Source organism: Amycolatopsis sp. NPDC004368, from assembly GCF_053602515.1.
This window is the reverse complement of sequence record NZ_JBSGDT010000006.1, coordinates 199319-223016: the sequence shown is the minus strand read 5'-3', so window position 1 is coordinate 223016 and position 23698 is coordinate 199319. Positions and strand designations below refer to the sequence as shown.

Sequence of the window (23698 nt, the reverse complement as noted above, 5' to 3'; positions counted from 1 at the left end):
GCCGAGTGCGAAAGTCCGGCGAGCCGCGTTCACCCGTGGTATGGAGCGCTCACGCCAGCCGTTCTGCCAGGCCCGCCAGCGCGGCGCGGATGCCTGCGGCGTAGTCGTCGTCGCCGAGTGCGTCGAGCTTTTCCCGTGCCGCTGCGAGGTGGTGCCGGGCGGCTTCGACATCCCCCAGTTTGCGGTGGTCCTCGGCCAGGTTGAGGTGCAGCGACGGGTAGAACCCGCGCACGGCGAGCGTCGAGTGGTACTGCTGCGCGCGTTCGTCGGTCAGCGAGTCGGCGGCGGCCAGCGCCCGTAGGTCCCAGGCGAGCTCGTCGGCCGGCTCGTCGCAGACGTCGGCCAGGTGGTGGGCCAGCGCGCAGCGGTGCAGCGGATCGCCGTCCTCGCCGATCTCCTGCCACAGCGCGAGGAACGTCTCGCGCGCACCCGCGCGGTCGCCCGCGATGTGCTTGCGCAGGCCCGCGTCGATCGCCACCATCACGTCGTCGGTCATCGGTCTCCCTCGTCGAACACCCGCCGCAACCGCCGCAGGCCCGGCTCGATCCGCTCGGCCGCGATGGCACCGTAGCCGAACAGCAGACCGTGGCAGGGCCGGGTCACGGAGAAGTCACCGAGGGACATCAGCCGCACGCCGGCCGCCCGCGCGGAACGGGCCACCGCGTGCAGATCACGGTCCGCCGTGGCGCCCAGGTGCAGCCCGGCGGCCGCGGGCACGGGGTTCAGCACGTCGCCGAACCGGCGGCGCAGACCGTCGACGAGCACGTCATGGCGTTCGCGGTAGATCTTGCGCATGCGCCGGATGTGGCGTGCGAAGCCGCCTTCGTCGATGAAGTCGGCCAGCACGGCCTGTTCGAGAGCGGGCGTGTGCCAGTCGGCGAGGTACTTCGCCTTGGCCAGCGCCTCGACGAGCGAAGGCGGCGCGGCGAGGAACCCCACGCGCAGAGCCGGCGAGAGCACCTTCGAGATCGAGCCCACGTACACCACACGGCCCCGAGAATCCAGGCTGTGCAACGGTTCCAGCGGCCGGCCGGTGTAGCGGAACTCGCTGTCGTAGTCGTCCTCCACGATCACCGCGCCCGTGTGTTCGGCCCAGTCGAGCAGTTCGCGCCGCCGTGACAACGACATCGCGACGCCCAGGGGGCACTGGTGCGAAGGCGTCACGTACACCAAGCGCGTGCCCTCCGGGATCTGCTCGACCACGATCCCCTCGTCGTCCACCGGCACGCCCTCGACGCGCAGGTCGAGCGTGCCGAGCAGCAGCCGTGGCGGCGGGTACCCGGGATCCTCCACCGCGACCAGGTCGCCGGGCCGCAGCAGGACCCGCGCGACGAGGTCCACGGTCTGCTGGACCCCCGTCGTGACAACGATGTCCTCCGGTCGCACGCGGACGTTGCGCGACACCCCGAGGTGCCGCGCGAGCCCCGCGCGCAGCCGCGGATCGCCCTGCGACTCGCCGTACACGAGCAGCTCGGCGTGCGACCCCCGCAGCCGCTGCGACATCAGGCGGCGCCAGGTGTCGAACGGGAACAGCCGCACGTCAGGCACGCCGGCACGGAAGTCGTACTCCGCCACCGGTCCGAACGAGCGCGGCGCGGGTGGCACCGCCGTCCACTCTGGACGCGGGCGAACGCCGTCGCCGGGCTGTTCGGCCACCGGCGCGGCGGGCCGCGGCCCGGCCCCCGAGCGCACGAAGGTGCCCGCGCCGGCCCGCGCGCCGAGGAACCCCTCGGCGGCGAGGCGTTCGTAGGCCGCGCTGACCGTGGTGCGCGAAACGGTGAGGCGCTGGGCCAGCTCGCGGGTGGGCGGCAGCGGGTCGCCGTCGCGCAGCCGGCCGTCGAGCACCGCCTCGCGGATCTGGCGGTAGATCTCGTCGCGGTGGCCGCGACGACCGGTCAGGTCGATGTGCAGGTCCACGTCGTCAGCCTAGATTGGTCCACCGGAGTTCGGCTGGTTTTGGACCTTCTCCTGGTCCGCTGCGGCGGGCTAGCGTCCGGGACATGACCACGTTCGAACTCGACCGCCAGTCCCTGCTCGTCCTCGACAAGCTCGTCGCCGCCACCACCGACCAGGACCTTTCCCGCCCGACACCCTGCGCGGGCTGGACGCTGGCCGACCTGCTGCGCCACCAGGTGAGCGAGAACCACGCCTTCGCCGAAGCCGTGCGCCGGGGCGAAGCAAACGACTGGGACGCGGGCCGGCTCGGCGAAGACGCGTACGCGTCCTACGCCGCTTCGGTCGACGACTTCCTCGCCGCGTTCGGCGAAGACGGCGCGCTGCGGCGGCCCGTGAAGATCCACGAGAACGGCCCGTTCCCCGCCGAGATCGCCGCGGCGATGCACCTCGTCGACACCGTCGTGCACGGCTGGGACCTCGCGAAGACGATCGGCGTGCCCTACGAGCCCGTGCCGGAAGCGGTCCACGCCGCGCTCGAATTCGCGGCCGTGGTGCCCACCGACCCGGCCGAGCGGGCCGTGAGCGGGGTGTTCGGCCCCCTCATCGAGGTGCCTGACAGCGCCGACGAGCTCGATCGGCTGATCGGGCTGCTCGGCCGCGACCCCGGGTGCTCGCTCAGCTGACCTCGTCGGCCGGCGCCGACCACGTGTTGCAGGAGGCCGTGGTGCCGCCGGAGTAGCCGGCCTTCGCCCAGGACAGCTGGTGGGCGCGGGAGCCGTGGTCCTCGCTGTTGTCGGCGCGGCCGTAGTCGGCGACGGCCGCGTTGGCCGTGGCGCGGCTGATCGAGCCGCGCCCTTCCGCGGCGGCGATGAACAGCGCGCCGAAGCAGTTGGCCTGAAGCTCGATGCGCCGCACCATCTCCTGGTCGGCGGGGCTGTCCTGATCGGGCGACGACATGCGGTCGGCCGCGGCGGTGAGGATGCCGCTCTCGCTCTGCACGTGGTGGCCGTACTCGTGGGCGATGGTCGCGAGGTGGCGCGAGCGGTTCTGCCCGGCGTCGGACAGCATCCAGTCCGTCGGCGCGTAGATCGTGGTGTCGCCGCCGCAGTAGTAGGCCACGGCCTCGTCCTTCGACGGCGCCGCACCGCACGCGCTCACCTTCGGCAGCGTCACCGACACGGTGACCTTCACGCTCGGCTCGTCCGCGTGCTCCAGCGCCGGCCGCCACGCCTGTTCGAGGCAGCCGGTGAGCGCGTCGTAGAACGCCGACAGCGCCGGCCCGGTGCTCCCGAGCTGGGGCAGGTCGCACGACACCGAGCCGAGCGCGACGCCCTCGGCGAGCAGCGGGTTGGTCTCCAGTTCCGGCACCGCGCGGGGATCGTCGCGGGCTCCTTCGCCCGGCGAAGCGTCGGAGCGGTGCACCGACGTCGGCACGGCGATCGCGTGCCCGGACAGCTCGTGCGGAACCACGGCCACGATCCCGACCGTGACGACCAGGATCGCGAGCGCGATCACGGCGCCGGCGACCCCGCGGCCGCGGCGGCGCGGCGGACCGTACGAAACCGGGGCCCACGGGTTCACGGCGGGTGGCCGGGCCACCATCGGCGGCGGTGGCGGCGGCCCGGCCGGTTCGCTCGGCGGCACCCCGCCCGCGTTTTCACTCAAGTGCGCTCCCCCTGTCAACCGCGCGCTCCAGCATACGGAGCACCCGGCCGGGCGGGATCACGAAACGGGAACACCGGGCGGGTGGCCGGAACCCGGGTGCGGCGGCGAGACTGGGGCCATGAGTGACGAAGATCCGTACCTGTGGCTGGAAGACGTAACCGGCGACGAAGCACTGGACTGGGTCCGCACCCGCAACGCCGAGACGCTGGACGTGCTCACGTCCGGTGAACGCTTCGCCGCGCTGCGGGACGAGATCCGAGAAGTCCTCGACGCCGGGGGGCGCATCCCCTACGTGACGCGCCGCGGCGCCCGCCTCTACAACTTCTGGCAGGATGCCGAGCACCCGCGCGGGTTGTGGCGGCGCACCACGCTGGAGGAGTACCGCAAGGCCGAGCCGGAGTGGGAGCTGCTGCTCGACGTCGACGCGCTGGCCGAGGCCGAGGGCGAGAACTGGGTGTGGAAGGGCGCGGCCGTGCTGCGGCCGGGCCACCGCCTGGGGCTCGTGCAGCTCTCGCGCGGCGGCGCCGACGCGACCGTGGTGCGCGAGTTCGACCTCGACGCGCACGAGTTCGTCGAAGGCGGCTATTTCCTGCCCGAGGCGAAGAACCGCATCGGCTGGATCGACGCCGACCGCGTGTACGTGGGCACCGACTTCGGCCCGGACACGCTCACCACGTCCGGCTACCCCCGGCTGACGAAGGAATGGCGCCGCGGCACGCCGCTCGAATCGGCGGAGCTGGTGTTCGAGGGCAAGCCCGAGGACGTCGCCGTGTCGGCCTTCCACGACCCGACCGAGGGCTTCGAGCGCGACTTCGTGCACCGCTCCCTCGACTTCTACCGCACGGAGGTCTACCTGCGGACCGCGTCCGGGATGGAGAAGCTCGACCTGCCCGACGACGTGGAAATCTCGGTGGAGCGCGAGTGGCTGTACGTCCAGCCGCGCTCGCCGTGGACCGTCGACGGGGTGGAGCACCCGGCCGGCGCGCTGCTCGTGATCGGCTTCGACGCCTTCCAGGCGGGCTCGCGGGACTTCACCGCGCTGTTCACACCGGACGCGCACACCTCGCTCGAGTACTACACGTTCACCCGCAACCACGTGCTGCTCGCGAAGCTGCGGGACGTGAAAACCGAGCTCGTGGCCGTGACCCACGGTCCGGACGGCTGGACCGAGGCGCCCCTGGGCGGCGCGCCGCAGTTCGGCAGCGCCGACATCGTGGGCACCGACCCGGACGAGAGCGACGAGTACCTCCTCGACTCGTCGAGCTACCTGCAGCCCTCGACGTTGAGCCGGGGCGAGGTCGGCGGCGCCGTCGAGGTGCTCAAGCAGGCGCCGTCGTTCTTCGACGCGGCCGGGGTCGAGGTCGCGCAGTACTTCGCAACCTCGGAGGACGGCACGAAGATCCCGTACTTCGTCGTCCGCCCGCCGGGCGCGCAGGACGGCCCGACGCTGCTCAACGGCTACGGCGGCTTCGAGGTGTCGCTCACGCCCGCGTACAGCGGCGTGATCGGCCGCGGCTGGGTCGCGCGCGGCGGCACGTACGTGGTCGCCAACATCCGCGGCGGCGGCGAGTACGGGCCGCAGTGGCATTCGCAGGCCGTGAAGGAAAACCGGCACAAGGTGTACGAGGACTTCTCCGCGGTCGCCCGCGACCTCGTCACGCGCGGCATCACCACGGCCGCGCGGCTCGGCATCCTGGGCGGCAGCAACGGCGGGCTGCTCATGGGCGTGATGCTCACGCGGTACCCGGAGCTGTTCGGCGCCGTCGTGAGCCAGGTGCCGCTGCTCGACATGAAGCGCTACCACCTGCTGCTGGCGGGCGCGTCGTGGATGGCCGAGTGGGGCGACCCGGACGTGGCCGAGGAATGGGAGTACATCTCGAAGTACTCGCCGTACCACAACGTCCACAAGGGACGGACGTACCCGCCGACGCTGTTCGCCACGTCCACCCGCGACGACCGCGTGCACCCCGGCCACGCCCGCAAGATGATGGCCCGGATGTCCGAGCAGGGCCACGACGTGCGCTACTACGAGAACATCGAGGGCGGCCACGGCGGCGCGGCGGACAACGCGCAGCTGGCGTTCAAGTGGGCGCTGGTGTTCGAGTTCCTCTGGACCCGGCTTTCCTGAGGTCTGCCGCGGGGGCGCGGTTTCGTCGTGCCCCCGCGGTCACCTCCCCGCCTTTCGCCAGATCACCACGGCGCCGACCACCAGCACCACCACCGCGGTGATCACGATCAGCCCCTTGCTCAGCAGGTCCACCAGCAGGTGGTGGACGAGCTCGTCGCTCATCGGCGGTCCACGCGCCGCAACGCTTCCCTTGCGATCGCGTTGCCGAGCCCGGTGCTGCGTCGGGCCCCGGTGCTTCGTCGCTCGGCGAGCGCCCGTCCCGCGAACCTCGCCGCCTCTCGCACCCGGTCACCGTGCCCCCTGCGCTTCAACGCGACGGCGACCGCGAACGCGATCAGACCCAGCACCACCAGTCCCCCGGCGATCAGGCCGAACCGGACCAGCATGAAGGTCAGGTACGTCTCCATCTCTCCCACCTCGTTTTCTATCACGACTGTGACATAAACATTGGTATCACAGGTGTGATAAAAAGGTCCAGTGCCGAAACAGGTGGATGGTGACCAGCGCCGCGCGGACATCGCGGACGCCGTGCTCCGGCTCGCCGCGCGCGACGGGCTGCCGGCGGTGTCGCTGCGCTCGGTGGCCGCGGAGTCGGGCTTGAACATCGGCTCCGTCCGCCACTACTTCGACGGTCAGCGAGACCTCATGCGCTTCGCCATGCGCTCGACCATCGACCGCGTGACGGCGCGGTTGGAGCGTCGCCGTGAGGCGTTGCGCCCCCTGACCGACCTCTCCCACGACGAAGGGCTCGCCCAGCTCACGGACTTCCTGGCCGAACTCCTCCCCCTCGACGCCCCCCGCCTCGCCGAGGCCTCAGTGCTCGTCGAGTTCCTCGTCGCGGCCCGCACGGACCCCGGCCTGGCCGACCTGTCGGCCGAAGCGCTGCGCGGCACTCTCGCGTTGGCCCGCCGCGTCACCGCGGCCCTGGGTCACCCGTCCGAGGTCGAGGCCCACCGCCTGGCCGCCCTGCTCGACGGCCTGACGTTTCGGGCGGCCCTCGGTCCGGAGATCACGCCGACGTCCGCCTGCCGCGAGGTGCTCCGGGCGCACCTGGCTTCACTCCACCAAACCAACCCGCACGGCCAAACCAACCCGCACGGCTAAACCAACCCGCGCGGCCGGGCTCGCGGCCTCAGCGCCGGCTTCGGTCCTTTGTCGACGTCCCGGAGCACCTGCTCGAACCGGCTCAGCACCCCGGCAGCGAACTCGATCCGCGTGACGCCGACGTCGGCGAGCACCCGGCCGTGATCGAGAACCACCGCCGCCAGCGCACCCACGAACAGGATCCGCCACGGGATCGCCGCTGCTTTGCCGAGCTTCCCCCTGAGCTGGTCGCACTGGAACGGCACGTGCCGTTCCTCATCCGCCAGGATCCGCGCCGCGACCTCCCGCGTGAGCGGGTCGGTGGCGCCGTCGACGAGAGCTTTGTAGTAGCCGAGCGCCACCACTTCCGCGATCAGGAGGACCATCAGCTCCAGCCTGATCCCCAACGCCCGCCTCAGCGTCACGAACACCGTGTCGGACCAGTGTTTGCGGATCGTCGTCGCGCCCGCGGCCGTCAGCAGCTCGGCCAGCAGCCGCGCGTGGTTCTGCTCCTCCTTCACGAACAACTCCACCGCGCTTCGCCACCGCGGCTCCGCCTTGGCGATGAGATTGGCGCCGTCGCCGGACTCCCCCACCTGAAACCGCTGCAGACTCCTGATCACGGCGGGCTGCAGTCGCGCGCCTCTCCCCCACTCGGGTTCGGGACGCATTTGCCGCCTGCGAGCTTCCGCGCTGAACTCTTCCGACCACTCCACGCGCCCGATGCTGGCCCACGCTTGTGGTGCGGGGCCGGAGAACTTGTGGAGATCCTGTTCGGAACCGACGGCCACGCGTGCACGGCAAACGGATACTCGGCATCGGACAGCAAAGCGGGGAGCCGGAAACCCGGCTCCCCGCTTCAACCACCAACGATCAGCTGCAACCCGACGTCGCGCCACAGCCTTCGCACGCGTAACAAGACCCAGCCGGACGCATCTTCGTCCCACAAGTCATGCACAGGGGTGCGTCGGCCGCTTTGCCGAGGTGCAGTTCCATCAGTTCGGCCGTGCTGTGGGCGTCCTGTGTGGACGGTTCGGTCGCGGCGGCCGGCGTGGGGGCCGAGGCCGGGGAGGAGTCCACGCTGGTGCGCAGAGCCTCCAGGTCCATGCCGCCGTAGTTGGACTCGACTTCGGCGGAGCGTTCGTCGGCGGTGAAGATGCCGAGCTGGGAGCGCTTTTCGTAGGGCAGGTAGTCCAGCGCCAAGCGGCGGAAGAGGTAGTCCATCACGCTGGTGGCGATGCGGATGTCCGGGTCGTCCGTCATGCCGGCGGGCTCGAAGCGCAGGTTGGAGAACTTCGAGACGTAGAACTCCAGCGGGATGCCGTGCTGCAGACCCACGGAGATCGACATCGAGAAGGCGTCCATCACGCCCGCCAGGGTCGAGCCCTGCTTGCCCAGCTTGACGAAGATCTCGCCGAGGCCGTCGTCGGGGTACGAGCCGGCGTGGAGGTAACCCTCGGCGCCGCCGACGGTGAAGGAGACGGTCTGGCTCGGGCGCTTCTTCGGGAGGCGGCGGCGCACCGGGCGGTACTCCACGACCTTCTCCGGCTCGGGCTCGGCTTCCTTCTTCTTCACCGTGGACAGCGGCTGGCCGACCTTGCAGTTGTCGCGGTAGATCGCGAGGGCCTTGAGGCCCAGCTTCCAGCCCTGGAAGTAGATCTCCTCGACCTCTTCGACGGTCGCCGACTCCGGCATGTTCACCGTCTTCGAGATCGCGCCCGAGAGGAACGGCTGCACCGCGGCCATCATGCGCACGTGACCCATCGGGGCGATGGACCGCTCGCCCACCGCGCAGTCGAACACCTCGTAGTGCTCCGGACGCAGGCCCGGCGCGTCGACGACGTGGCCGTGCTGCGCCACGTACTCGACGATCGCCTCCACCTGTTCGTCCTGGTAGCCCAGCGCCTTCAGCGCGCGCGGCACGGTCTGGTTCACGATCTGCATCGACCCGCCGCCGACGAGCTTCTTGAACTTCACCAGCGAGAAGTCCGGCTCGATGCCCGTGGTGTCGCAGTCCATCATGAAACCGATGGTGCCGGTGGGCGCGAGCACCGAGGCCTGCGCGTTGCGCCAGCCGTTCTTCGCACCCAGCTCGATCCCGCGCTGCCACTCCTGGGTGGCCAGCGCGCGGACGGCCGCGTCGTTGGCGTGGTAGGTGCGGACCAGTTCGTTGGCCGCGGCGTGCTTGCGCATCACGCGCTGGTGCGCCTTGGCGTTGCGCGCGTATCCGTCGTACGCGCCGACGACCTTGGCCATCTCCGCCGAACGCCGGTAGGACACCCCGGTCATCAGCGACGTGATCGACGCGGCGAGCGCGCGGCCGCCTTCGGAGTCGTACGCGTGTCCCAGCGCCATCAGCAGCGCGCCGAGGTTGGCGTAGCCGATGCCCAGCTGGCGGAACTTGCGCGTGGTGTCGGCGATCGGCTCGGTCGGGAAGTCGGCGAAGCAGATCGAGATGTCCATCGCCGTGATGACGAACTCCACGGCCTTCGCGAACAGCGGCGCGTCGAACGTGCCGTCCTCGGCCACGAACTTCAGCAGGTTCAGCGACGCGAGGTTGCAGCTGGAGTTGTCGAGGTGCATGTACTCGCTGCACGGGTTCGACGCGCTGATGCGGCCGGACTCCGGGCAGGTGTGCCAGTCGTTGATCGTGCCGTCGTACTGCATGCCCGGGTCGGCGCACTCCCACGCGGCCTGCGCCATGGTGCGGAAGAGCTTCTTCGCGTCGGTGCGCTCGATGACCTCGCCGGTGAGGCGGGCGCGCAGCCCGAACTCGGAGCCGTTCTCCACGGCTTGCATGAACTCGTCGGACACGCGCACCGAGTTGTTCGCGTTCTGGTACTGCACCGAGGCGATGTCCGCGCCCGAGAGGTCCATGTCGAACCCGGCGTCGCGCAGGACCTTGATCTTCTCTTCCTCGCGCGCCTTGGTCTGGATGAACTCCTCGATGTCGGGGTGGTCGACGTCGAGCACGACCATCTTCGCCGCGCGCCGCGTGGCGCCACCGGACTTGATGGTGCCCGCGGACGCGTCGGCGCCGCGCATGAACGAGACCGGGCCGGACGCGGTGCCGCCGGAAGTCAGCAGCTCCTTCGAGGACCGGATGCGGGAGAGGTTGAGGCCCGCGCCGGAGCCGCCCTTGAAGATCAGGCCCTCTTCGCGGTACCAGTTGAGGATCGACTCCATCGTGTCGTCGACGGCGAGGATGAAGCACGCCGAGACCTGCTGCTTCGACGACGTGCCGACGTTGAACCACACCGGCGAGTTGAAGCTGAAGACCTGGTGCAGCAGCATCCAGGTGAGCTCGTGCTCGAAGATCTCGAGGTCACCCGCGCCGGAGAAGTAGCCGTGGTCCGCGGCGGCCTTCACGTACGTCTTCACCACGCGGTCGATGAGCTGCTTGAGGCTGCTCTCGCGCTGCGGGGAGCCGACGGCGCCGCGGAAGTACTTGCTGGTGACGATGTTGGTGGCGTTCACCGACCAGAACTCGGGGAACTCGACGCCCCGCTGCTCGAAGTTCACGCTGCCGTCGCGCCAGTTGGTCATCACGACGTCGCGCTTCTCCCACACGACCTCGTCGTACGGGTGCACGCCTTCGGTCGTGAAGACCCGCTGCACGGCCAGCCCGCCGCTGGCCTTCTTCTTGCTGCGGCCGGCGGCCGCCGCGCCGGTTCCCACGGTCTCGGTCATCGGGTCTCGTCCCTCGCTCCCACGCGGCGCAGGCGACTCAATCGCCTCCGGCACGCTCGCTTCCTTCTTCCGCGGCAGTTCCCGCCATGGCTTCCCGCAGGTCCGCGATCTCCTTCTCGAAGTCCTCGACCGAGGAGAACGAGCGGTAGACGCTGGCGAACCGGAGGTAGGCGACCCCGTCGAGCTCCCGCAGGGGGCCGAGGATGGCCAGGCCGACCTCGTGGCTCGGGATCTCCGCCAGACCGGCCGAACGGATCGACTCCTCCACGCGCTGCGCGAGCTTCTGCAGCGCGTCGTCGTCGACCGGCCGGCCCTGACAGGCCCGCCGCACGCCGTTGACGACCTTGTCCCGGCTGAACTGCTCGGTGACGCCGGACCGCTTGACGACGGCGAGCACCATCGTCTCCGACGTGGTGAAGCGCCGGCCGCACTGGGCGCACGAGCGCCGCCGCCGGATCGCCTGTCCCTCATCCACCTCTCGGGAGTCGACGACCCGAGAGTCCGCATGCCGGCAGAACGGGCACCTCATCCGCCGATCACCTCCCCTCAACGCCGGCCGATTCCGTCCGCGACCAGCCCCTGCCGCCACGCTACGGCCTGGACCACGATCACCCCGCACGGACCCGTGCCTGGTGATCGACTTGTGGAAAACCGGTGGATGGACACCGACCAGCTGTGGACAACTGGTGTCCAGTCTACCCCTACCTGTGGACCAACTACAGCGGTGTAACTACCAGATGTAGGGGTTGACCATAGATCGCCCGGACGGCCCACGCAAGCGACACAAGCGGGTGAAGAAGGCACCGGTTCGGGGTGCGATCGACCGCATCCCGAGGGTCACGAACCGAACCCGACCACCTCCGGTGAAACCGGCACGGTGAGCGGCAGACCCGGCACGAGCGCGGCGTCGTCGAGGTGGTTGAGCTGTTTGATGCGCTCCACCACGGCGGCCTGGTCCGAATCGGGGGCGAACCGGGCGGCGAGCGCGCTCAGCGTGTCGCCCTGCTGCACGGACACCGACGTGGTGCGCCCGGGCACCGCGCCACCCGGCGCGCCGGACCCGAAAACACCCAGAACGGTGACCACCACGCAGGCGGCGACCGCGATCGCGACGAGCCACGGCCACCGCACAGCGGGGCGGTGCGGCTCGGCGCACGCGGTGCCGGCACTGCGGCGACCGGTGACCAGGCGACCGGTGACCAGGCGACCGGCGACCAGGCGACCGGTGGTCACCCGGGCGCGGGTCGGCGGCCGCAGCGGCTCACCGCGGCGCTCGCGGGTGCCGGGAGCGGTGACGGGGACGGAGTCGGCGGGCCGGCCCGGGATCCGGGCCGGCGCGGCGGCGCGGCGGACGGGCCGGAGCGGGCGGACGATCCCGCGGTCTGCCAGAGTCGACATGGCGAACCTCCTTCTGACCTGCTGATCGGTTCGATCCGAGCCCCGGCCGGTGCTCTCACCGGCAACGATGTGGTTCAGGTCGAACAGGCGTTCTATCGAACGTCCGTGCGAAGGTCTACCACCCCGCACCGACAAAATCGAGAGGACACGGCGTGTCGATCGAACAGATGTTTGAAATCGTCACGCTCGGTGGGCTAACGTCGGTGACCAGGACATCTGCCGGGCAGATGTCGCCGGCGAGGGCACCCGCGTCCGCGGGAGCCGGCCGGCGCACGCGGGACCGCGCGGACCGCGGGCGAGGCGGCCGCGAACGGCTGGGAGGCGACGCCCAGTGCAGAAAGGACACACAGTGGCGAAGGAGAGCAAGGCGGGCACCACGCCCGGTGGCTCGGGCAAGGTGACGGCCCTGCCCGAGGTCTACGACGTGGACGAGACGCTGACCGTGCGGCAACAGCAGGTGCTGGACGTGATCCGCACCTGGGTCAGCCGGTTCGGCTACCCGCCGAGCGTCCGCGAGATCGGCGAGGCCGTGGGGCTCACGTCGACCTCGTCGGTGTCCCACCAGCTGCGCGCGCTGCAGCGCAAGGGGTACCTGCGCCGCGACGCGAACCGGCCGCGGGCCGTGGGCGTGCTCTCGACCACGGACGACAACCCGATGGGCATCGACATCGACCAGCAGCCGTCCATGCCGAAGGCGGCGTACGTGCCGCTGGTCGGCCGGATCGCGGCCGGTGGCCCGGTGCTGGCCGAGCAGGCGATCGAGGACGTGTTCCCGCTGCCGCGCGAGATCGTCGGCGAGGGTGAGCTCTTCCTGCTCAGCGTCACCGGCGACTCGATGGTCGACGCCGCGATCACCGACGGCGACTGGGTCGTGGTCCGCCAGCAGCCCGCCGCCGAGAACGGCGACATCGTGGCCGCCATGATCGACGGTGAGGCCACGGTGAAGACGTTCAAGCGCAAGGACGGCCACGTCTGGCTGATGCCGCACAACGAGGCGTACGAGCCGATCCCCGGCGACGACGCCACCATCCTCGGCAAGGTCGTCGCGGTCCTGCGCCGCCTCTGACCCCGGCGGCTCACCCACGCGGCCGCGGGGCGGCGACGAGGAAACCCGGCCTCGATCGCCCCCGCGCCGCGGGCGGGAGCCTCTCCGGCGTCCGGTGCGGACGGTGCCCGCGCCCGCTCCTCCGCCGCACGGTCACGCCCCGATTGCCTCCCCGGGACGGACCTCGGCGGTCGGGTTTTTCACCGGGACGAGTGCCTCGACGCGAGTTCACTCACCCGAAACCACTGACGCAGCGCACGACAACAGCATTCACCCGGCAGCACTCACCGACGCGTACGCCGGCGCAGCCGGCTGACCAGGAACCAGACACCCACCACAACCACCACCGCGATCCCCGCGGCCGGCAACAGCGGCACCCCCGAAGAGTCCTCCGAGCCGCCCGAAGCGCCGGACGAAGCGGGCTTGGCCGCCTCACGTTGTGGTGCCTGGGCGCCCGCCACGAGAGCTGTCGCGTTTTTCACCGAGCGGATGGGCTGCCCGACGCCCTCGCTGCCCGACAGCAGCGTGCCGTCGGGTTCGAAGGCGATGGCCTCACCCTGCTTCTCGTTCGGCAGCGGAATCCGCACGGGGTTGCGTTTGAGGGCCGCGAGCACGTCGCCGTCCGGAGCCGGGTACAGGTACGCGTCGGTGTAGGTGCGCAGGGCCACGACGCTGCCGTCGGCGCTGGTGGCGCCGCCCGTGACCAGCACGGACCCGAACGCGCCCACCGGGCCGCCCGGGGTGTCGGTGTCGTGGATGTTCAGCGAGCCGACCTTCTCCAGCGGGGTCGGCCCCGGCGTCGCCAGGGGGCCGGTCGGCCGGTAGACGGCGGCGTCGCCCAGCACTTCCTTGGTGATCAGGTACGGCGTGCCCGAGCGGTCGAGGATGAGCGCTTCGGTGTCGTGCGAACCGTCGGGGTAGGTCAGGCGGTGCAGCGTGACGCTGCCGCCCGCGGGCTTCATCTCCATCAGCGCCACGGTCGTGCGCTTGTGGCTGTTGTCGCCGGTGTCGGAGAGCCACAGGGTGCCGTCGGCGGCGCGCGCGAGGTCCTCGACGTCGTACGGATCGGTGCTCGCGGTGAGCACGCTCTGCACCTTGCACGAGTGGTTGAGCACGAACACCTGCACCTTCGTGCCGCCGTCGTCGATCGCGTACCAGCGGTCGCCGTCGGAGACCAGGCCGGACAGCTCGCTCAGCCGCGAGTCGGTGACCTTGCACAACGCCGTGGGCGCGGGCGGTGACTCGGCCGCGTGAGCAGACCCGGCACCGATCGAGCCGGCGCCCATCACCAGCAAACCCGCCGTCACCGCGAGGACGACCCGCACCAGCTCACCTCCGTAGTGTGCGACCCGGTTCGGCCGCACACTACGGAAGACGTTCAGAGCGCCGAGGAGTTGGTTTCGTACCGGCGCAAAGCCGCCGCCAGATCCGGGTGGACCCGCACGAGCAGGCGGGTGCCGTCGGCGACGTGCTCCTCCTCCAGCACCTCACCGTCCGCGTGGGCGCGGGCCACGAGCTCGCCCCGCGCGTACGGGACCAGCGCTTCGACCACGACCTGCGGCCGCGGCAGGCGGTCGGCGAGGACCTCCGCCAGCTCCGCGATGCCGGCCCCGGTGCGGGCGGACACCTGCACGGAACCCGCCAGCTGGTGGCGCAACCGCGCGAGCGTGACCTGGTCGGCCGCGTCGGCCTTGTTGATCACGAGCAGCTCGGGCGGCAGCGGTTCCTTGCGCGTGCGGGTGATGTCGCCGAGCACCTCGCGCACGGCGTTCACCTGCTCCTCCGGTGCCGGGTCGGCGCCGTCGACGACGTGCAGCAGCAGGTCGGCGTCGGCCGCTTCCTCCAGCGTCGAGCGGAACGCGTCCACCAGCTGGTGGGGCAGGTGCCGCACGAACCCGACGGTGTCGGTGAGGGTGAACGTGCGCCCGTCGGCCGTCTGGGCCCGGCGCGTGGTCGGGTCCAGGGTGGCGAACAGCGCGTCCTCCACCAGCACCCCGGCGCCGGTCAGCGCGTTGAGCAGGCTCGACTTGCCGGCGTTGGTGTAGCCGACGATCGCGATGCTGGGCACCTCGTTGGCCACGCGCCGGCCGCGCTTGGTCTCGCGGATCGTGTCCATGGCCGCGATCTCGCGGCGCAGCTTCGCCACGCGCTTGTTGATCCGCCGCCGGTCGGTTTCGAGCTTCGTTTCACCGGGACCACGCAGGCCCACACCGCCGTTGGCGCCACCGGCGCGGCCACCGGCCTGCCGGGACAGCGACGCACCCCAACCACGCAGGCGCGGGATGAGGTACTGCAGCTGGGCCAGCTCGACCTGCGCCTTGCCCTCCTTGGAGCGGGCGTGCTGGGCGAAGATGTCGAGGATCAAGGCGGTCCGGTCGATCACCTTGACCTTCACCTTCTCCTCCAGCTGGCGCAGCTGGCCGGGCGAGAGCTCGCCGTCGCAGATCACCGTGTCGGCGCCGGTCGCCACGACCACGTCACGCAGCTCCCGCACCTTGCCGGAGCCGATGTACGTGGCCGGATCCGGCTTCACCCGCCGCTGGACGAGGCCCTCGAGCACCTCGGAACCGGCCGTCTCGGCCAGCCGCGCCAGCTCGGCGAGGGAGGCTTCCGACTGCTCCGCGGTGCCTTCGGTCCACACGCCGACCAGCACGACGCGCTCCAGCCGCAGCTGGCGGTATTCGACCTCGGTGACGTCCGTGAGTTCGGTCGACAACCCCGCGACGCGGCGGAGCGAGGCGCGATCCTCGAGCTCCATCTCACCGGTCGACGGGTCGTCGTCGTACAGGTCTTCGTGGGTCAATTCTGTCATCGTGCCTCCATGCTCCCACGATTCGGCGCGGGAGCCGAGTGATTACCTGCTGGGGTAGACGGATAGATAGACGGCCGTGCGCTGGGCGCCGGGTTCCGCGGGCCGTTCGCGGAACTCCTCGAGCAGCTGCGCGAGCCGGTTCTTGAACTCGGCGACCTCGGCCGGCGCGACCTGGAAGACGAGCCGGCTTGAGTCGACCTCGGCGGGGTCGGCCTCACCGATCTCGGCGAGGTAGGCCTCGAGCATGGCCTGGCCGACGGACGCGTCCGCCTCGCCGTTGTCGAGCTGCCAGGACAGGCCGGTGGACAGGTACGGGATCTCCTTGGCGCCGCGGGCCCCGCGCCGCTCGGGCTGCGGGGCGAGAAAACCCGTTTCCACCAGGCGTCGCACGTGGTGCAAAGTGGTCGCCGGGTCGCGCCCGAGCCGCTCGGCCAGCTCCTTGTTCGTCATGGCCTCGAAGGAGGTCAACCGGATGATGCGCAGGCGTATTCCGGACGCGAGCGCGGCGGCCTCGGCTTCCGTCGAAGGACGTCGTGGGGTCGGCACCCGCACAGCCTAGGCACAAGCAAGTGATTGACACTTTCCAATCACTCGTCGACACTCGATCGGGTGAATAGGGACTCCCTCTTCTTCCACGCCGACTTCCGCCGGCTCTTCGCGGGCGACACGGCGAGCCAGCTCGGCACGTTCGTCGGCATCACGGCGATCCCGCTGCTGGCGGCGGTCACGCTGGCGGCGACGCCGTTCGAGATGGGCCTGCTGACCACGGCCGAGACGCTGGGCTTCCTGCTCATCGGCCTGCCGGCGGGTGTGTGGGTGGACCGGATGCGCAAGCGGCCCGTGATGCTCGCGGCCGACCTGTCCCGCGCGCTGCTGATCCTGAGCATCCCGGTCGCGTGGTGGACCGGGGTGCTCACGATGCCCCAGCTGATCGGCGTCGTGTTGTTCGTGGGCATCGGCACGGTGTTCTTCGACGTCTCCTACCAGGCCTACCTGCCCGCGCTCGTGGGCCGCGACCGGCTGCTCGAAGGCAACGCGAAGCTGCAGGGCGTGCAGTCCTCGGCGCAGATCGCGGGGCCGAGCGCGGCGGGCGTGCTGGTGCAGTTCGTCGGCGCGGCCAGCACGGTGCTGGTCACCGGCCTCGGGTACCTCGCGTCCGCGTTGTGCCTGTGGCGGATCCGCACGGTCGAGCAGCTGCCCGAGAGGACCGGACACGAACGCCTGCTGCCGCAGATGGTCGAAGGCCTGAAGTTCGTGTTCACCGACAAGCCGCTGCGCGCCATCGTCGCGTGCACCGCCACGGCGAACCTCTTCGGCGCCGCCGCGCAGGCCGTGCAGGTGCTGTTCCTGACGCGTACGGCCGGTCTCCCGCCGGCGGCGGTCGGCGGGCTGCTGGCCGTCGGCGGCATCGGCGGGATCCTCGGCGCGCTGTTCTCGGGTACGATCATCCGCCGCGTCGGGCAGGCGCGGTCGATCTGGCTGCTGCCGATGCTCGTGTGGCCCGGCAACCTGCTCGTCCCGCTGGCCGGACCCGGCTGGCGCGTGCCACTCGCCGGCTTCGGCCTCGCGCTGGCCGGGTTCGGCGTGATCCTCTACAACGTCGCGCAGGTCTCCTACCGCCAGGCGATCACCCCCGACCGGCTGCTGGGCCGGATGAACGCGAGCGTGCGGTTCATCGTGTGGGGCACGATGCCGCTCGGCGGCCTGCTGGGCGGCGCGCTCGGCGAGGGCCTCGGGCTGACCGGTGCGCTGTGGACGGCGGCGATCGGCCAGCTCGCCGGCGCGCTGTGGGTGGTCTGCTCGCCGCTGCGGCACATGCGCGACCTGCCGGTGGGCGAGAAAGGCGCGGCGGCGCCCGCCTAGAGTTGGTTCATGAACGCCACCCCGCAGCCCAGCCCTCGTGTCCCGGACAAGGTCGGTGTCGACGGTCTGGAGGACAAGTGGGTAGCGGTATGGGAGCGCGACGGCGTCCACCGCTTCGACCGCACGAAGCCGCGCGAAGCCGTCTACTCGATCGACACGCCGCCGCTCACCGCGAGCGGTTCGCTGCACATCGGCCACGTGTTCTCCTACACCCACACCGACGTGCTCGCGCGCTACCAGCGCATGCGCGGGCGTGAGGTGTTCTACCCGGTCGGCTGGGACGACAACGGCCTGCCCACCGAGCGCCGCGTGCAGAACCACTACGGCGTGCGCTGCGAACCCGCGCTGCCCTACGACCCGTCGTTCACGCCTCCGGCCAAGCCGGGCAAGGACGTGGTGCCGGTGTCGCGGCGCAACTTCGTGGAGCTGTGCCGCACGCTGTCCGAAGAGGACGAGAAGGTCTTCGAGGACGTCTGGCGGCGCGTGGGCCTGTCGGTGGACTGGACCCTGGCGTACCAGACCATCGACCCCGCGACCACCGAGATCTCGCAGCGGGCCTTCCTGCGCAACCTCTCGCGCGGTGAGGCGTACCAAGCCGAGGCGCCGACGTTGTGGGACACCACGTTCCGCACCGCCGTCGCGCAGGCCGAGCTGGAGGACCGCGAGCGGCCCGGCGCGTACCACGACCTCGTGTTCCACGCGGGCGAGGACGAGGTGCTCATCTCGACCACCCGGCCCGAGCTGCTGCCCGCGTGCGTCGCGCTCGTGGCGCACCCGGACGACGAGCGCTACCGCGACCTCGTCGGGAAAACGGTGCGCACGCCCGTGTTCGGCGTCGAGGTGCCCGTGCACGCGCACCACCTGGCCGATCCGGAGAAGGGCACCGGCATCGCCATGGTGTGCACCTTCGGCGACACCACCGACGTCACGTGGTGGCGCGCGCTGCGGCTGGAGACCCGGCCCGTGCTCGGGCGCGACGGGCGGTTCCTGCCCGAGCCGCCGCGCGGGGTGCCCGCCGAGGCGTACGCGCCACTGGCCGGCAAGACCGTCCACACGGGACGCCAGCTGCTCGTCGAGGCGCTGCGAGCCGAGGGCTCGCTGCGCGGCGAGCCGCGCTCGATCACGCACGCGGTGAAGTTCTACGAGAAGGGCGACCGGCCGCTCGAGATCGTCACGAGCCGCCAGTGGTACCTGACGAACGGCGGCCGTGACGAAGACCTGCGCGCGAAGCTGATCGAGCGTGGCAGCGAGCTCAACTGGGTGCCACCGCACATGGAGGTGCGCTACCGCGCCTGGGCCGAGGGTCTCACCAGCGACTGGCTGGTGAGCCGCCAGCGGTTCTTCGGCGTGCCGATCCCCGTCTGGTACCCGCTCGACGAGCACGGCGAGCCCGACCACGAAGCCGTGCTGGTGCCTTCGGACGCGGCCCTGCCCGTGGATCCGACCACCGACGTGCCGCCCGGCTACACCGAGGACCAGCGCGGGAAGCCCGGCGGGTTCACCGGTGAGGTGGACGTGATGGACACGTGGGCCACGTCGTCGCTCACGCCGCAGATCGCCGGGCGCTGGAGTCTCGACGACGACCTGTTCCGCCGCGTGTACCCGTATTCGCTGCGGCCGCAGGCGCACGAGATCATCCGCACCTGGCTGTTCTCCACGGCCGTGCGCTCGCAGCTGGAAGAGCACGTGCTGCCGTGGCGCGACGCCGTGATCTCCGGCTGGGTGCTCGACCCGGACCGCAAGAAGATGTCGAAGTCCAAGGACAACGTCGTCACGCCGGCGGCGCTGCTGGACCAGTTCGGGCCCGACGCCGTGCGCTACTGGGCCGCGAGCGCGCGCCCCGGCGTCGACACGGCCGAGGACCAGGGCCAGATGAAGGTGGGCCGGCGGCTGGCGACCAAGCTGCTCAACGTGAGCCGGTTCGTGCTCGGCCTCGGTCTGCCGTCGGCGGACGCGGCCGTGACGGAGCCGCTGGACCGGTCGGTGCTCGCCGCGCTCGGGCGCGTGGTCGCCGAGGCGACGGCCGCGTTCGACAGCTCGGACCAGGCGCGGGCGCTGCAGGTGACGGAGACGTTCTTCTGGACCTTCTGCGACGACTACGTCGAGCTGGTCAAGGCCCGCGCGTACGGCGACCGCGGCGAGGCGGCAGCCGACTCGGCGCGCGCCGCGCTGACGACCGCGCTCTCGGTGCTGGTGCGGCTGTTCGCGCCGGTGCTGCCTTACACGGCCGAGGAGGTCTGGTCGTGGTGGCAAGAGGGTTCGGTGCACCGCGCGCCGTGGCCCACGGCGCCTTCCGTCGACGGCGACGCCGCACTGCTGCCGCTGGCCGGCTCGGTGATCGCGGCCGTGCGTCGGGCCAAGACGGACGCGAAGGTGTCGATGCGCTCGACCGTGGAGACGCTCACGGTGAGCGCGTCCGACGACGTGCTCACCGGGTTCGCCGCGGTGTCGGACGACGTGCGAGCCGCGGGGGTGATCTCCGCCGTGACCACTCGTCCGGGTGACGGTGAGCTGGCCGTGGAAGTGACGGTGGGCTGAGGTCTTCCGCTGCCGGGGTTCACGCCCCGGCGGCGGCCCACCAGGCTTCGTCGAGCTCACCGCGCGCGACGATCTCCGCCGGGCCCGTGAGCGTGGCGCCGCCGCGTCCGACGGTCACGACCACGCGCCCGCCCGGGATGTCCACTGTGGACTCACCCGTGTCGGTGCCGGCCAGGTGCAGCGCGGCGGCGACCGCGGCCACCGTGCCGGTGCCGCACGAGCGCGTCTCCCCCACGCCCCGCTCGTGGACGCGCATGCGCAGCGCGCCCGCACCGAGCAGGTTCACGAACTCGAGGTTCACGCCGGTCGGGAACACGTCGTGGTCGAAGTCGGGCTGGTCGCGCAGGTCGAGGCCGGCCACGTCGTCCTCCAGCACCGACACGAGGTGCGGGTTGCCGACGTCCACGGCGACGCCGGAGAAGGGGCTGCCGGCCACCACCGTGACCGAGGTGCCGGTGATCGTGGCCGGTCCCATGTCCACCGTGACGCTGCGGTCCGGGTGCACCACCACCGGCCGATCACCGGCGCGGGTGCCGACGGTGAAGCGGCCGTCGCGCGCCAGGCCGGCGTCGACGAGGTAGCGGGCGAACACGCGCACGCCGTTGCCGCACATCTCGGCGATCGAGCCGTCGGCGTTGCGGTAGTCCATGAACCACTCGCCGCCGGACGCTTCGCCGATCTCACCGGCGCGGACCACGCGCAGCACACCGTCGGCGCCCAGGCCGCGGCGGCGGTCGCACAGGGCCGCCACGCGCTCCGCCGTGAGGTCGAGGCGGCCGGACGCGTCGGGCAGCAGCACGAAGTCGTTCTGCGTGCCGTGGCCCTTCAGGAATTCGATGCCGCCCATGGGACAAGATTACTGGGCCACGGCGGTGAGCACGCGCGCGGCCAGGTCCGGGGAAGCGCCGTCGAACCACTGGATCCGCTTGTCGCGGCGGAACCAGGAGCGTTGCCTGCGGACGAAGCGGCGGGTGGCCTGCGCGGTCGCCGCGGCGGCGGCCGCGAAGTCGCCTTCGCCGTCGATCTCGGCCAGCACCTGCTGGTAGCCCAGCGCCCGCGACGCCGTTTTTCCCTCACGCAGGCCGCGTGCTTCGAGGGCGCGGACCTCGTCGACGAGCCCGGCCGCGAACATCCGCTCCACGCGCAGGTCGACGCGCTCGTCGAGCTCGGCGGCTGCGCGGTCGACGCCGATGAGCACCGTGCCGTACCGCGCCGGGCCGGGCTTGGGCAGGTTCGCGGAGAACGGCTCGCCGGTGAGCTCGATGACCTCCAGCGCGCGCACGATGCGGCGGGTGTTCGTGGGCAGGATCGCGGCGGCCGCGGCGGGGTCCTGCTCGCCGAGGCGCGCGTAGAGGACGGCGGTGCCGCGTTCGGTGGCCTCGGCTTCGAGCCGGGCCCGGGCGGCGGGATCGGTGCCGGGGAACTTCAGGTCGTCGAGCACGGCCTGCACGTAGAGGCCCGAACCGCCGGTGAGCACCGGCACGCGGCCGGCCGCGAGGAGGTCTTCGACCACGCGGCGGGCGTCGCGCTGGTAGGCGGCGACGGACGCGGTCTCGGTGACGTCGAGGACGTCGAGCAGGTGGTGGGGCACACCGCGCCGCTCGGCTTCGGTGGCCTTGGCCGTGCCCAGGTCCATGCCGCGGTAGAGCTGCAGGGCATCGGCGTTCACGACCTCGCCGCCGAGGGCGAGGGCGAGTTCCACGGCCAGCGCCGTCTTCCCGGTGGCCGTGGGACCGACGACGGCGACCGGACGAGGCGGCTGAGCAGGGCTGATCACGCTGGCTGAGGGTACCTGGACGGGGAGGACCGCCGACACGGAGCGTCAAGGAGAAGTAGGATCACTGGCTTCAGGTGGCTCATCCAGTACCACGGCAGGCGCTGAGCTGCTTGAATGCCGCTGGGGCCCCATGCCCCCGGAAGCACCACCGCGTAACCCGGCCCCGCAGCACGCGGGGCGCCCGCACCAGCGGGCGTACAGGCGATAAGGAGCCTGCGATGGCCCAGGAGAACACGTCCAGCGGCACCCCGGCACCCCACCCCGTGCCGCACGCTCCCGGCAGCGCGCAGGCCGCGCCGCCGGTGCCGCACGCCGAGCCCAGCCCGTCCACCTGGGGCCGGGTCGACGCCGAGGGCACCGTCTTCGTCTTCACCGCCGACGGCGAACGCGCGGTCGGGGTCTGGCAGGCCGGTTCCCCCGACGAGGGGCTGGTGCACTACGCCCGCCGCTTCGACGACGTGCGCACCGAGGTCGAGCTGCTGGAGACCCGGCTGAGCTCGGGCGTCGGCGACCCGAAGCACGCGCTGTCGAACGCCACGCAGATCCGCGATGGCCTGGCCGAGGCGGCGGTGGTCGGCGACCTCGCGGCGCTGGCCGCGCGCGTCGAATACGTGATCGCCGCCGCCGAGAAGGCGCTGGCCAACGTCAAGCAGGAGCGCGAGGAGGCCCGCGCGGCCGCCGTCACGCGCAAGCAGGCGCTGGCCGAGGAGGCGGAGAAGATCGCCGCCGAGTCGACGCAGTGGAAGGTCGCGGGCGACCGGCTGCGCACGATCCTCGACGAGTGGAAGACGGTCAAGGGCGTCGACCGCAAGACCGACGACGAGCTGTGGAAGCGGTTCTCGAAGGCCCGCGAGGCGTTCAACCGCCGCCGCGGCTCGCACTTCGCGGAGCTGGACAAGCAGCGCGCGAGCGCCAAGCACCGCAAGGAAGAGCTCATCGCCGAGGCCGAGTCCCTGGCCGAGTCCGACGACTGGGGCGCCACCGCCGGCCGCTACAAGGAGCTCATGGCCGAGTGGCGCGCGGCGGGCCGTGCGCCCAAGGACAGCGACGAAGCCCTGTGGCAGCGTTTCCGCGCGGCCCAGGACGCGTTCTTCGCGCGCCGCTCCGCCGTCTTCACCGAGCGCGACACCGAGTTCGCCGGCAACGCGTCCCGCAAGGAAGAACTGCTGGTCGAGGCGGAGAAGATCGACGTCGCGGCGAACCTCGACGCCGCCAAGTCGGCCCTGCGCCGCATTCAGGAGCAGTGGGACGAGATCGGCAAGGTCCCCCGCGAACGCATCCGCGAGCTCGACGGCCGGCTCAAGGCCGTCCAGGACGCGGTGAAGTCCGCCGAGGACAGCCGCTGGCGCCGCACCGACCCGGAGGCCCAGGCCCGCGCCGCCCAGTTCCGCGAGCGGGTGGAGCAGTTCGAGTCCCAGGCCGCCAAGGCCCGCGCCGCGGGCGACGAACGCCGCGCGAAGAAGGCCGACGAGCAGGCGGCGCAGTGGCGCGAGTGGATGGAGGCGGCGGAGGCCGCGGTGGCGGATCGCTGACCGGTTGTCGTTTCGGAGAGGGCCGCTGTTCGGGTTTTCGCCCGGGGAGCGGCCCTTTTCGATCGGTCGGGTGGTGGGTGGTCGCGATGGGTGATCAACCCGGTCGAGCACACGGCCGGCGCGGTCAGGCAGTGCGGCGATCGGCCGGTGTGCGCTGAAGGAATGAACGGTCCCTTCACACCCGCCCGGGGGGACCCCTGGATTCACTTCTTCCCGTTCGGCACCGAGTCGGTCAGCGGTCGCGCACGGCGGAACGAGATCGCGCCGCCAC

Annotated in this window: 21 protein-coding genes; 7 read left to right on the top strand and 14 right to left on the bottom strand. The window is 71.4% G+C overall.

Annotated features, from left to right (window positions below):
* Positions 1-49: 49 nt before the first annotated feature.
* Positions 50-496: a hypothetical protein gene (locus ACWEOE_RS12700; RefSeq protein WP_452007635.1), complete on the bottom strand. Its 447-nt coding sequence runs from the start codon at positions 494-496 to the stop codon at positions 50-52.
* On the bottom strand, positions 493-1917 hold the full coding sequence (gene pdxR, locus ACWEOE_RS12695) for a MocR-like pyridoxine biosynthesis transcription factor PdxR (RefSeq protein ID WP_452007633.1): 1425 nt from the start codon (positions 1915-1917) through the stop codon (positions 493-495). Before pdxR ends, ACWEOE_RS12700 begins: the two co-directional genes overlap by 4 nt.
* 83 nt (positions 1918-2000) lie before the next feature.
* Here pdxR and ACWEOE_RS12690 point away from each other — a divergent pair, with 83 nt between their 5' ends.
* The gene (locus ACWEOE_RS12690) at positions 2001-2579 is read left to right on the top strand and encodes a TIGR03086 family metal-binding protein (RefSeq protein ID WP_452007631.1); all 579 of its coding nucleotides are present in this window, start codon (positions 2001-2003) and stop codon (positions 2577-2579) included.
* Here ACWEOE_RS12690 and ACWEOE_RS12685 read toward each other — a convergent pair.
* Positions 2572-3561 carry a neutral zinc metallopeptidase gene (locus ACWEOE_RS12685; RefSeq protein ID WP_452007629.1) on the bottom strand — a complete coding sequence of 330 codons (990 nt, stop codon included), beginning with the start codon at positions 3559-3561 and terminating at the stop codon, positions 2572-2574. The two genes, ACWEOE_RS12690 and ACWEOE_RS12685, sit on opposite strands and share 8 nt — an antisense overlap.
* A gap of 118 nt (positions 3562-3679) precedes the next feature.
* Between ACWEOE_RS12685 and ACWEOE_RS12680 the strand changes: the two genes are divergently transcribed.
* Positions 3680-5689, top strand: a complete 2010-nt coding sequence (locus ACWEOE_RS12680) for a prolyl oligopeptidase family serine peptidase (RefSeq protein ID WP_452007627.1) — start codon at positions 3680-3682, stop codon at positions 5687-5689.
* A gap of 39 nt (positions 5690-5728) precedes the next feature.
* Here the strand turns inward: ACWEOE_RS12680 and ACWEOE_RS12675 are convergent, their stop codons facing one another.
* Together ACWEOE_RS12675 and ACWEOE_RS12670 are read right to left on the bottom strand one after the other, a co-directional pair.
* Entirely contained in the window at positions 5729-5851 is a 123-nt protein-coding gene (locus ACWEOE_RS12675) for a hypothetical protein (RefSeq protein ID WP_452007625.1), read from the bottom strand.
* Entirely contained in the window at positions 5848-6096 is a 249-nt protein-coding gene (locus ACWEOE_RS12670) for a hypothetical protein (protein ID WP_452007623.1), read from the bottom strand. The genes ACWEOE_RS12675 and ACWEOE_RS12670 overlap by 4 nt, the downstream gene beginning before the upstream one ends.
* Before the next feature lie 70 nt (positions 6097-6166).
* Here ACWEOE_RS12670 and ACWEOE_RS12665 point away from each other — a divergent pair, with 70 nt between their 5' ends.
* Positions 6167-6793, top strand: coding sequence for a TetR/AcrR family transcriptional regulator (locus ACWEOE_RS12665; protein ID WP_452007622.1), 627 nt, complete (start codon positions 6167-6169; stop codon positions 6791-6793).
* On the opposite strand, the gene ACWEOE_RS12660 is transcribed toward ACWEOE_RS12665, so the two are convergent.
* The 4 genes from ACWEOE_RS12660 to ACWEOE_RS12645 all read right to left on the bottom strand — a co-directional run bounded on the left by ACWEOE_RS12660 (position 6790) and on the right by ACWEOE_RS12645 (position 11860).
* Entirely contained in the window at positions 6790-7395 is a 606-nt protein-coding gene (locus tag ACWEOE_RS12660) for a ferritin-like domain-containing protein (protein ID WP_452007620.1), read from the bottom strand. The genes ACWEOE_RS12665 and ACWEOE_RS12660 overlap by 4 nt on opposite strands.
* Before the next feature lie 250 nt (positions 7396-7645).
* Complete coding sequence (locus tag ACWEOE_RS12655; RefSeq protein ID WP_452007618.1) at positions 7646-10462, bottom strand: vitamin B12-dependent ribonucleotide reductase; 2817 nt, start codon at positions 10460-10462, stop codon at positions 7646-7648.
* Between the two features lie 37 nt (positions 10463-10499).
* Positions 10500-10991, bottom strand: coding sequence for a transcriptional regulator NrdR (nrdR, locus tag ACWEOE_RS12650; protein WP_452007616.1), 492 nt, complete (start codon positions 10989-10991; stop codon positions 10500-10502).
* Positions 10992-11299: 308 nt separating this feature from the next.
* The gene (locus tag ACWEOE_RS12645) at positions 11300-11860 is read right to left on the bottom strand and encodes a LysM peptidoglycan-binding domain-containing protein (protein ID WP_452007614.1); all 561 of its coding nucleotides are present in this window, start codon (positions 11858-11860) and stop codon (positions 11300-11302) included.
* Between the two features lie 349 nt (positions 11861-12209).
* Between ACWEOE_RS12645 and lexA the strand changes: the two genes are divergently transcribed.
* Complete coding sequence (lexA, locus tag ACWEOE_RS12640) at positions 12210-12926, top strand: transcriptional repressor LexA (protein ID WP_452007612.1); 717 nt, start codon at positions 12210-12212, stop codon at positions 12924-12926.
* A 263-nt stretch (positions 12927-13189) separates the two neighbouring features.
* Here lexA and ACWEOE_RS12635 read toward each other — a convergent pair whose 3' ends face one another.
* The 3 genes from ACWEOE_RS12635 to ACWEOE_RS12625 form a co-directional block, all read right to left on the bottom strand.
* On the bottom strand, positions 13190-14191 hold the full coding sequence (locus tag ACWEOE_RS12635; protein ID WP_452007700.1) for a hypothetical protein: 1002 nt from the start codon (positions 14189-14191) through the stop codon (positions 13190-13192).
* A gap of 92 nt (positions 14192-14283) precedes the next feature.
* Positions 14284-15717, bottom strand: a complete 1434-nt coding sequence (gene hflX / locus ACWEOE_RS12630) for a GTPase HflX (RefSeq protein WP_452007610.1) — start codon at positions 15715-15717, stop codon at positions 14284-14286.
* Positions 15718-15759: 42 nt separating this feature from the next.
* A complete protein-coding gene (locus ACWEOE_RS12625; RefSeq protein ID WP_452007608.1) occupies positions 15760-16263 on the bottom strand; it encodes an ArsR/SmtB family transcription factor in 504 nt (167 codons plus the stop codon).
* 63 nt (positions 16264-16326) lie between these two features.
* On the opposite strand from ACWEOE_RS12625, the gene ACWEOE_RS12620 reads away from it, so the two are divergent.
* Together ACWEOE_RS12620 and valS are read left to right on the top strand one after the other, a co-directional pair.
* Positions 16327-17580: an MFS transporter gene (locus ACWEOE_RS12620; protein WP_452007606.1), complete on the top strand. Its 1254-nt coding sequence runs from the start codon at positions 16327-16329 to the stop codon at positions 17578-17580.
* Between the two features lie 9 nt (positions 17581-17589).
* The gene (gene valS / locus ACWEOE_RS12615) at positions 17590-20118 is read left to right on the top strand and encodes a valine--tRNA ligase (RefSeq protein ID WP_452007604.1); all 2529 of its coding nucleotides are present in this window, start codon (positions 17590-17592) and stop codon (positions 20116-20118) included.
* A gap of 19 nt (positions 20119-20137) precedes the next feature.
* Here the strand turns inward: valS and dapF are convergent, their stop codons facing one another.
* Both dapF and miaA read right to left on the bottom strand, forming a co-directional pair.
* Entirely contained in the window at positions 20138-20965 is an 828-nt protein-coding gene (dapF, locus tag ACWEOE_RS12610; protein WP_452007602.1) for a diaminopimelate epimerase, read from the bottom strand.
* A gap of 9 nt (positions 20966-20974) precedes the next feature.
* Positions 20975-21895 carry a tRNA (adenosine(37)-N6)-dimethylallyltransferase MiaA gene (miaA, locus tag ACWEOE_RS12605; RefSeq protein ID WP_452007600.1) on the bottom strand — a complete coding sequence of 307 codons (921 nt, stop codon included), beginning with the start codon at positions 21893-21895 and terminating at the stop codon, positions 20975-20977.
* Between the two features lie 218 nt (positions 21896-22113).
* Between miaA and ACWEOE_RS12600 the strand changes: the two genes are divergently transcribed.
* Complete coding sequence (locus ACWEOE_RS12600; RefSeq protein WP_452007598.1) at positions 22114-23427, top strand: DUF349 domain-containing protein; 1314 nt, start codon at positions 22114-22116, stop codon at positions 23425-23427.
* The last annotated feature ends 271 nt before the right edge of the window (positions 23428-23698 follow it).

Coding starts and splice junctions, on each gene's coding strand:
- ACWEOE_RS12655 (WP_452007618.1), bottom strand. CDS start 10,462: ATGACCGAGACCGTGGGAACCGGCGCGGCGGCCGCCGGCCGCAGCAAG.
- ACWEOE_RS12680 (WP_452007627.1), top strand. CDS start 3,680: ATGAGTGACGAAGATCCGTACCTGTGGCTGGAAGACGTAACCGGCGAC.
- ACWEOE_RS12700 (WP_452007635.1), bottom strand. CDS start 496: ATGACCGACGACGTGATGGTGGCGATCGACGCGGGCCTGCGCAAGCAC.
- hflX (WP_452007610.1), bottom strand. CDS start 15,717: ATGACAGAATTGACCCACGAAGACCTGTACGACGACGACCCGTCGACC.
- ACWEOE_RS12690 (WP_452007631.1), top strand. CDS start 2,001: ATGACCACGTTCGAACTCGACCGCCAGTCCCTGCTCGTCCTCGACAAG.
- ACWEOE_RS12675 (WP_452007625.1), bottom strand. CDS start 5,851: ATGAGCGACGAGCTCGTCCACCACCTGCTGGTGGACCTGCTGAGCAAG.
- ACWEOE_RS12645 (WP_452007614.1), bottom strand. CDS start 11,860: ATGTCGACTCTGGCAGACCGCGGGATCGTCCGCCCGCTCCGGCCCGTC.
- nrdR (WP_452007616.1), bottom strand. CDS start 10,991: ATGAGGTGCCCGTTCTGCCGGCATGCGGACTCTCGGGTCGTCGACTCC.
- valS (WP_452007604.1), top strand. CDS start 17,590: ATGAACGCCACCCCGCAGCCCAGCCCTCGTGTCCCGGACAAGGTCGGT.
- ACWEOE_RS12635 (WP_452007700.1), bottom strand. CDS start 14,191: ATGGGCGCCGGCTCGATCGGTGCCGGGTCTGCTCACGCGGCCGAGTCA.
- ACWEOE_RS12670 (WP_452007623.1), bottom strand. CDS start 6,096: ATGGAGACGTACCTGACCTTCATGCTGGTCCGGTTCGGCCTGATCGCC.
- dapF (WP_452007602.1), bottom strand. CDS start 20,965: ATGGGCGGCATCGAATTCCTGAAGGGCCACGGCACGCAGAACGACTTC.
- ACWEOE_RS12600 (WP_452007598.1), top strand. CDS start 22,114: ATGGCCCAGGAGAACACGTCCAGCGGCACCCCGGCACCCCACCCCGTG.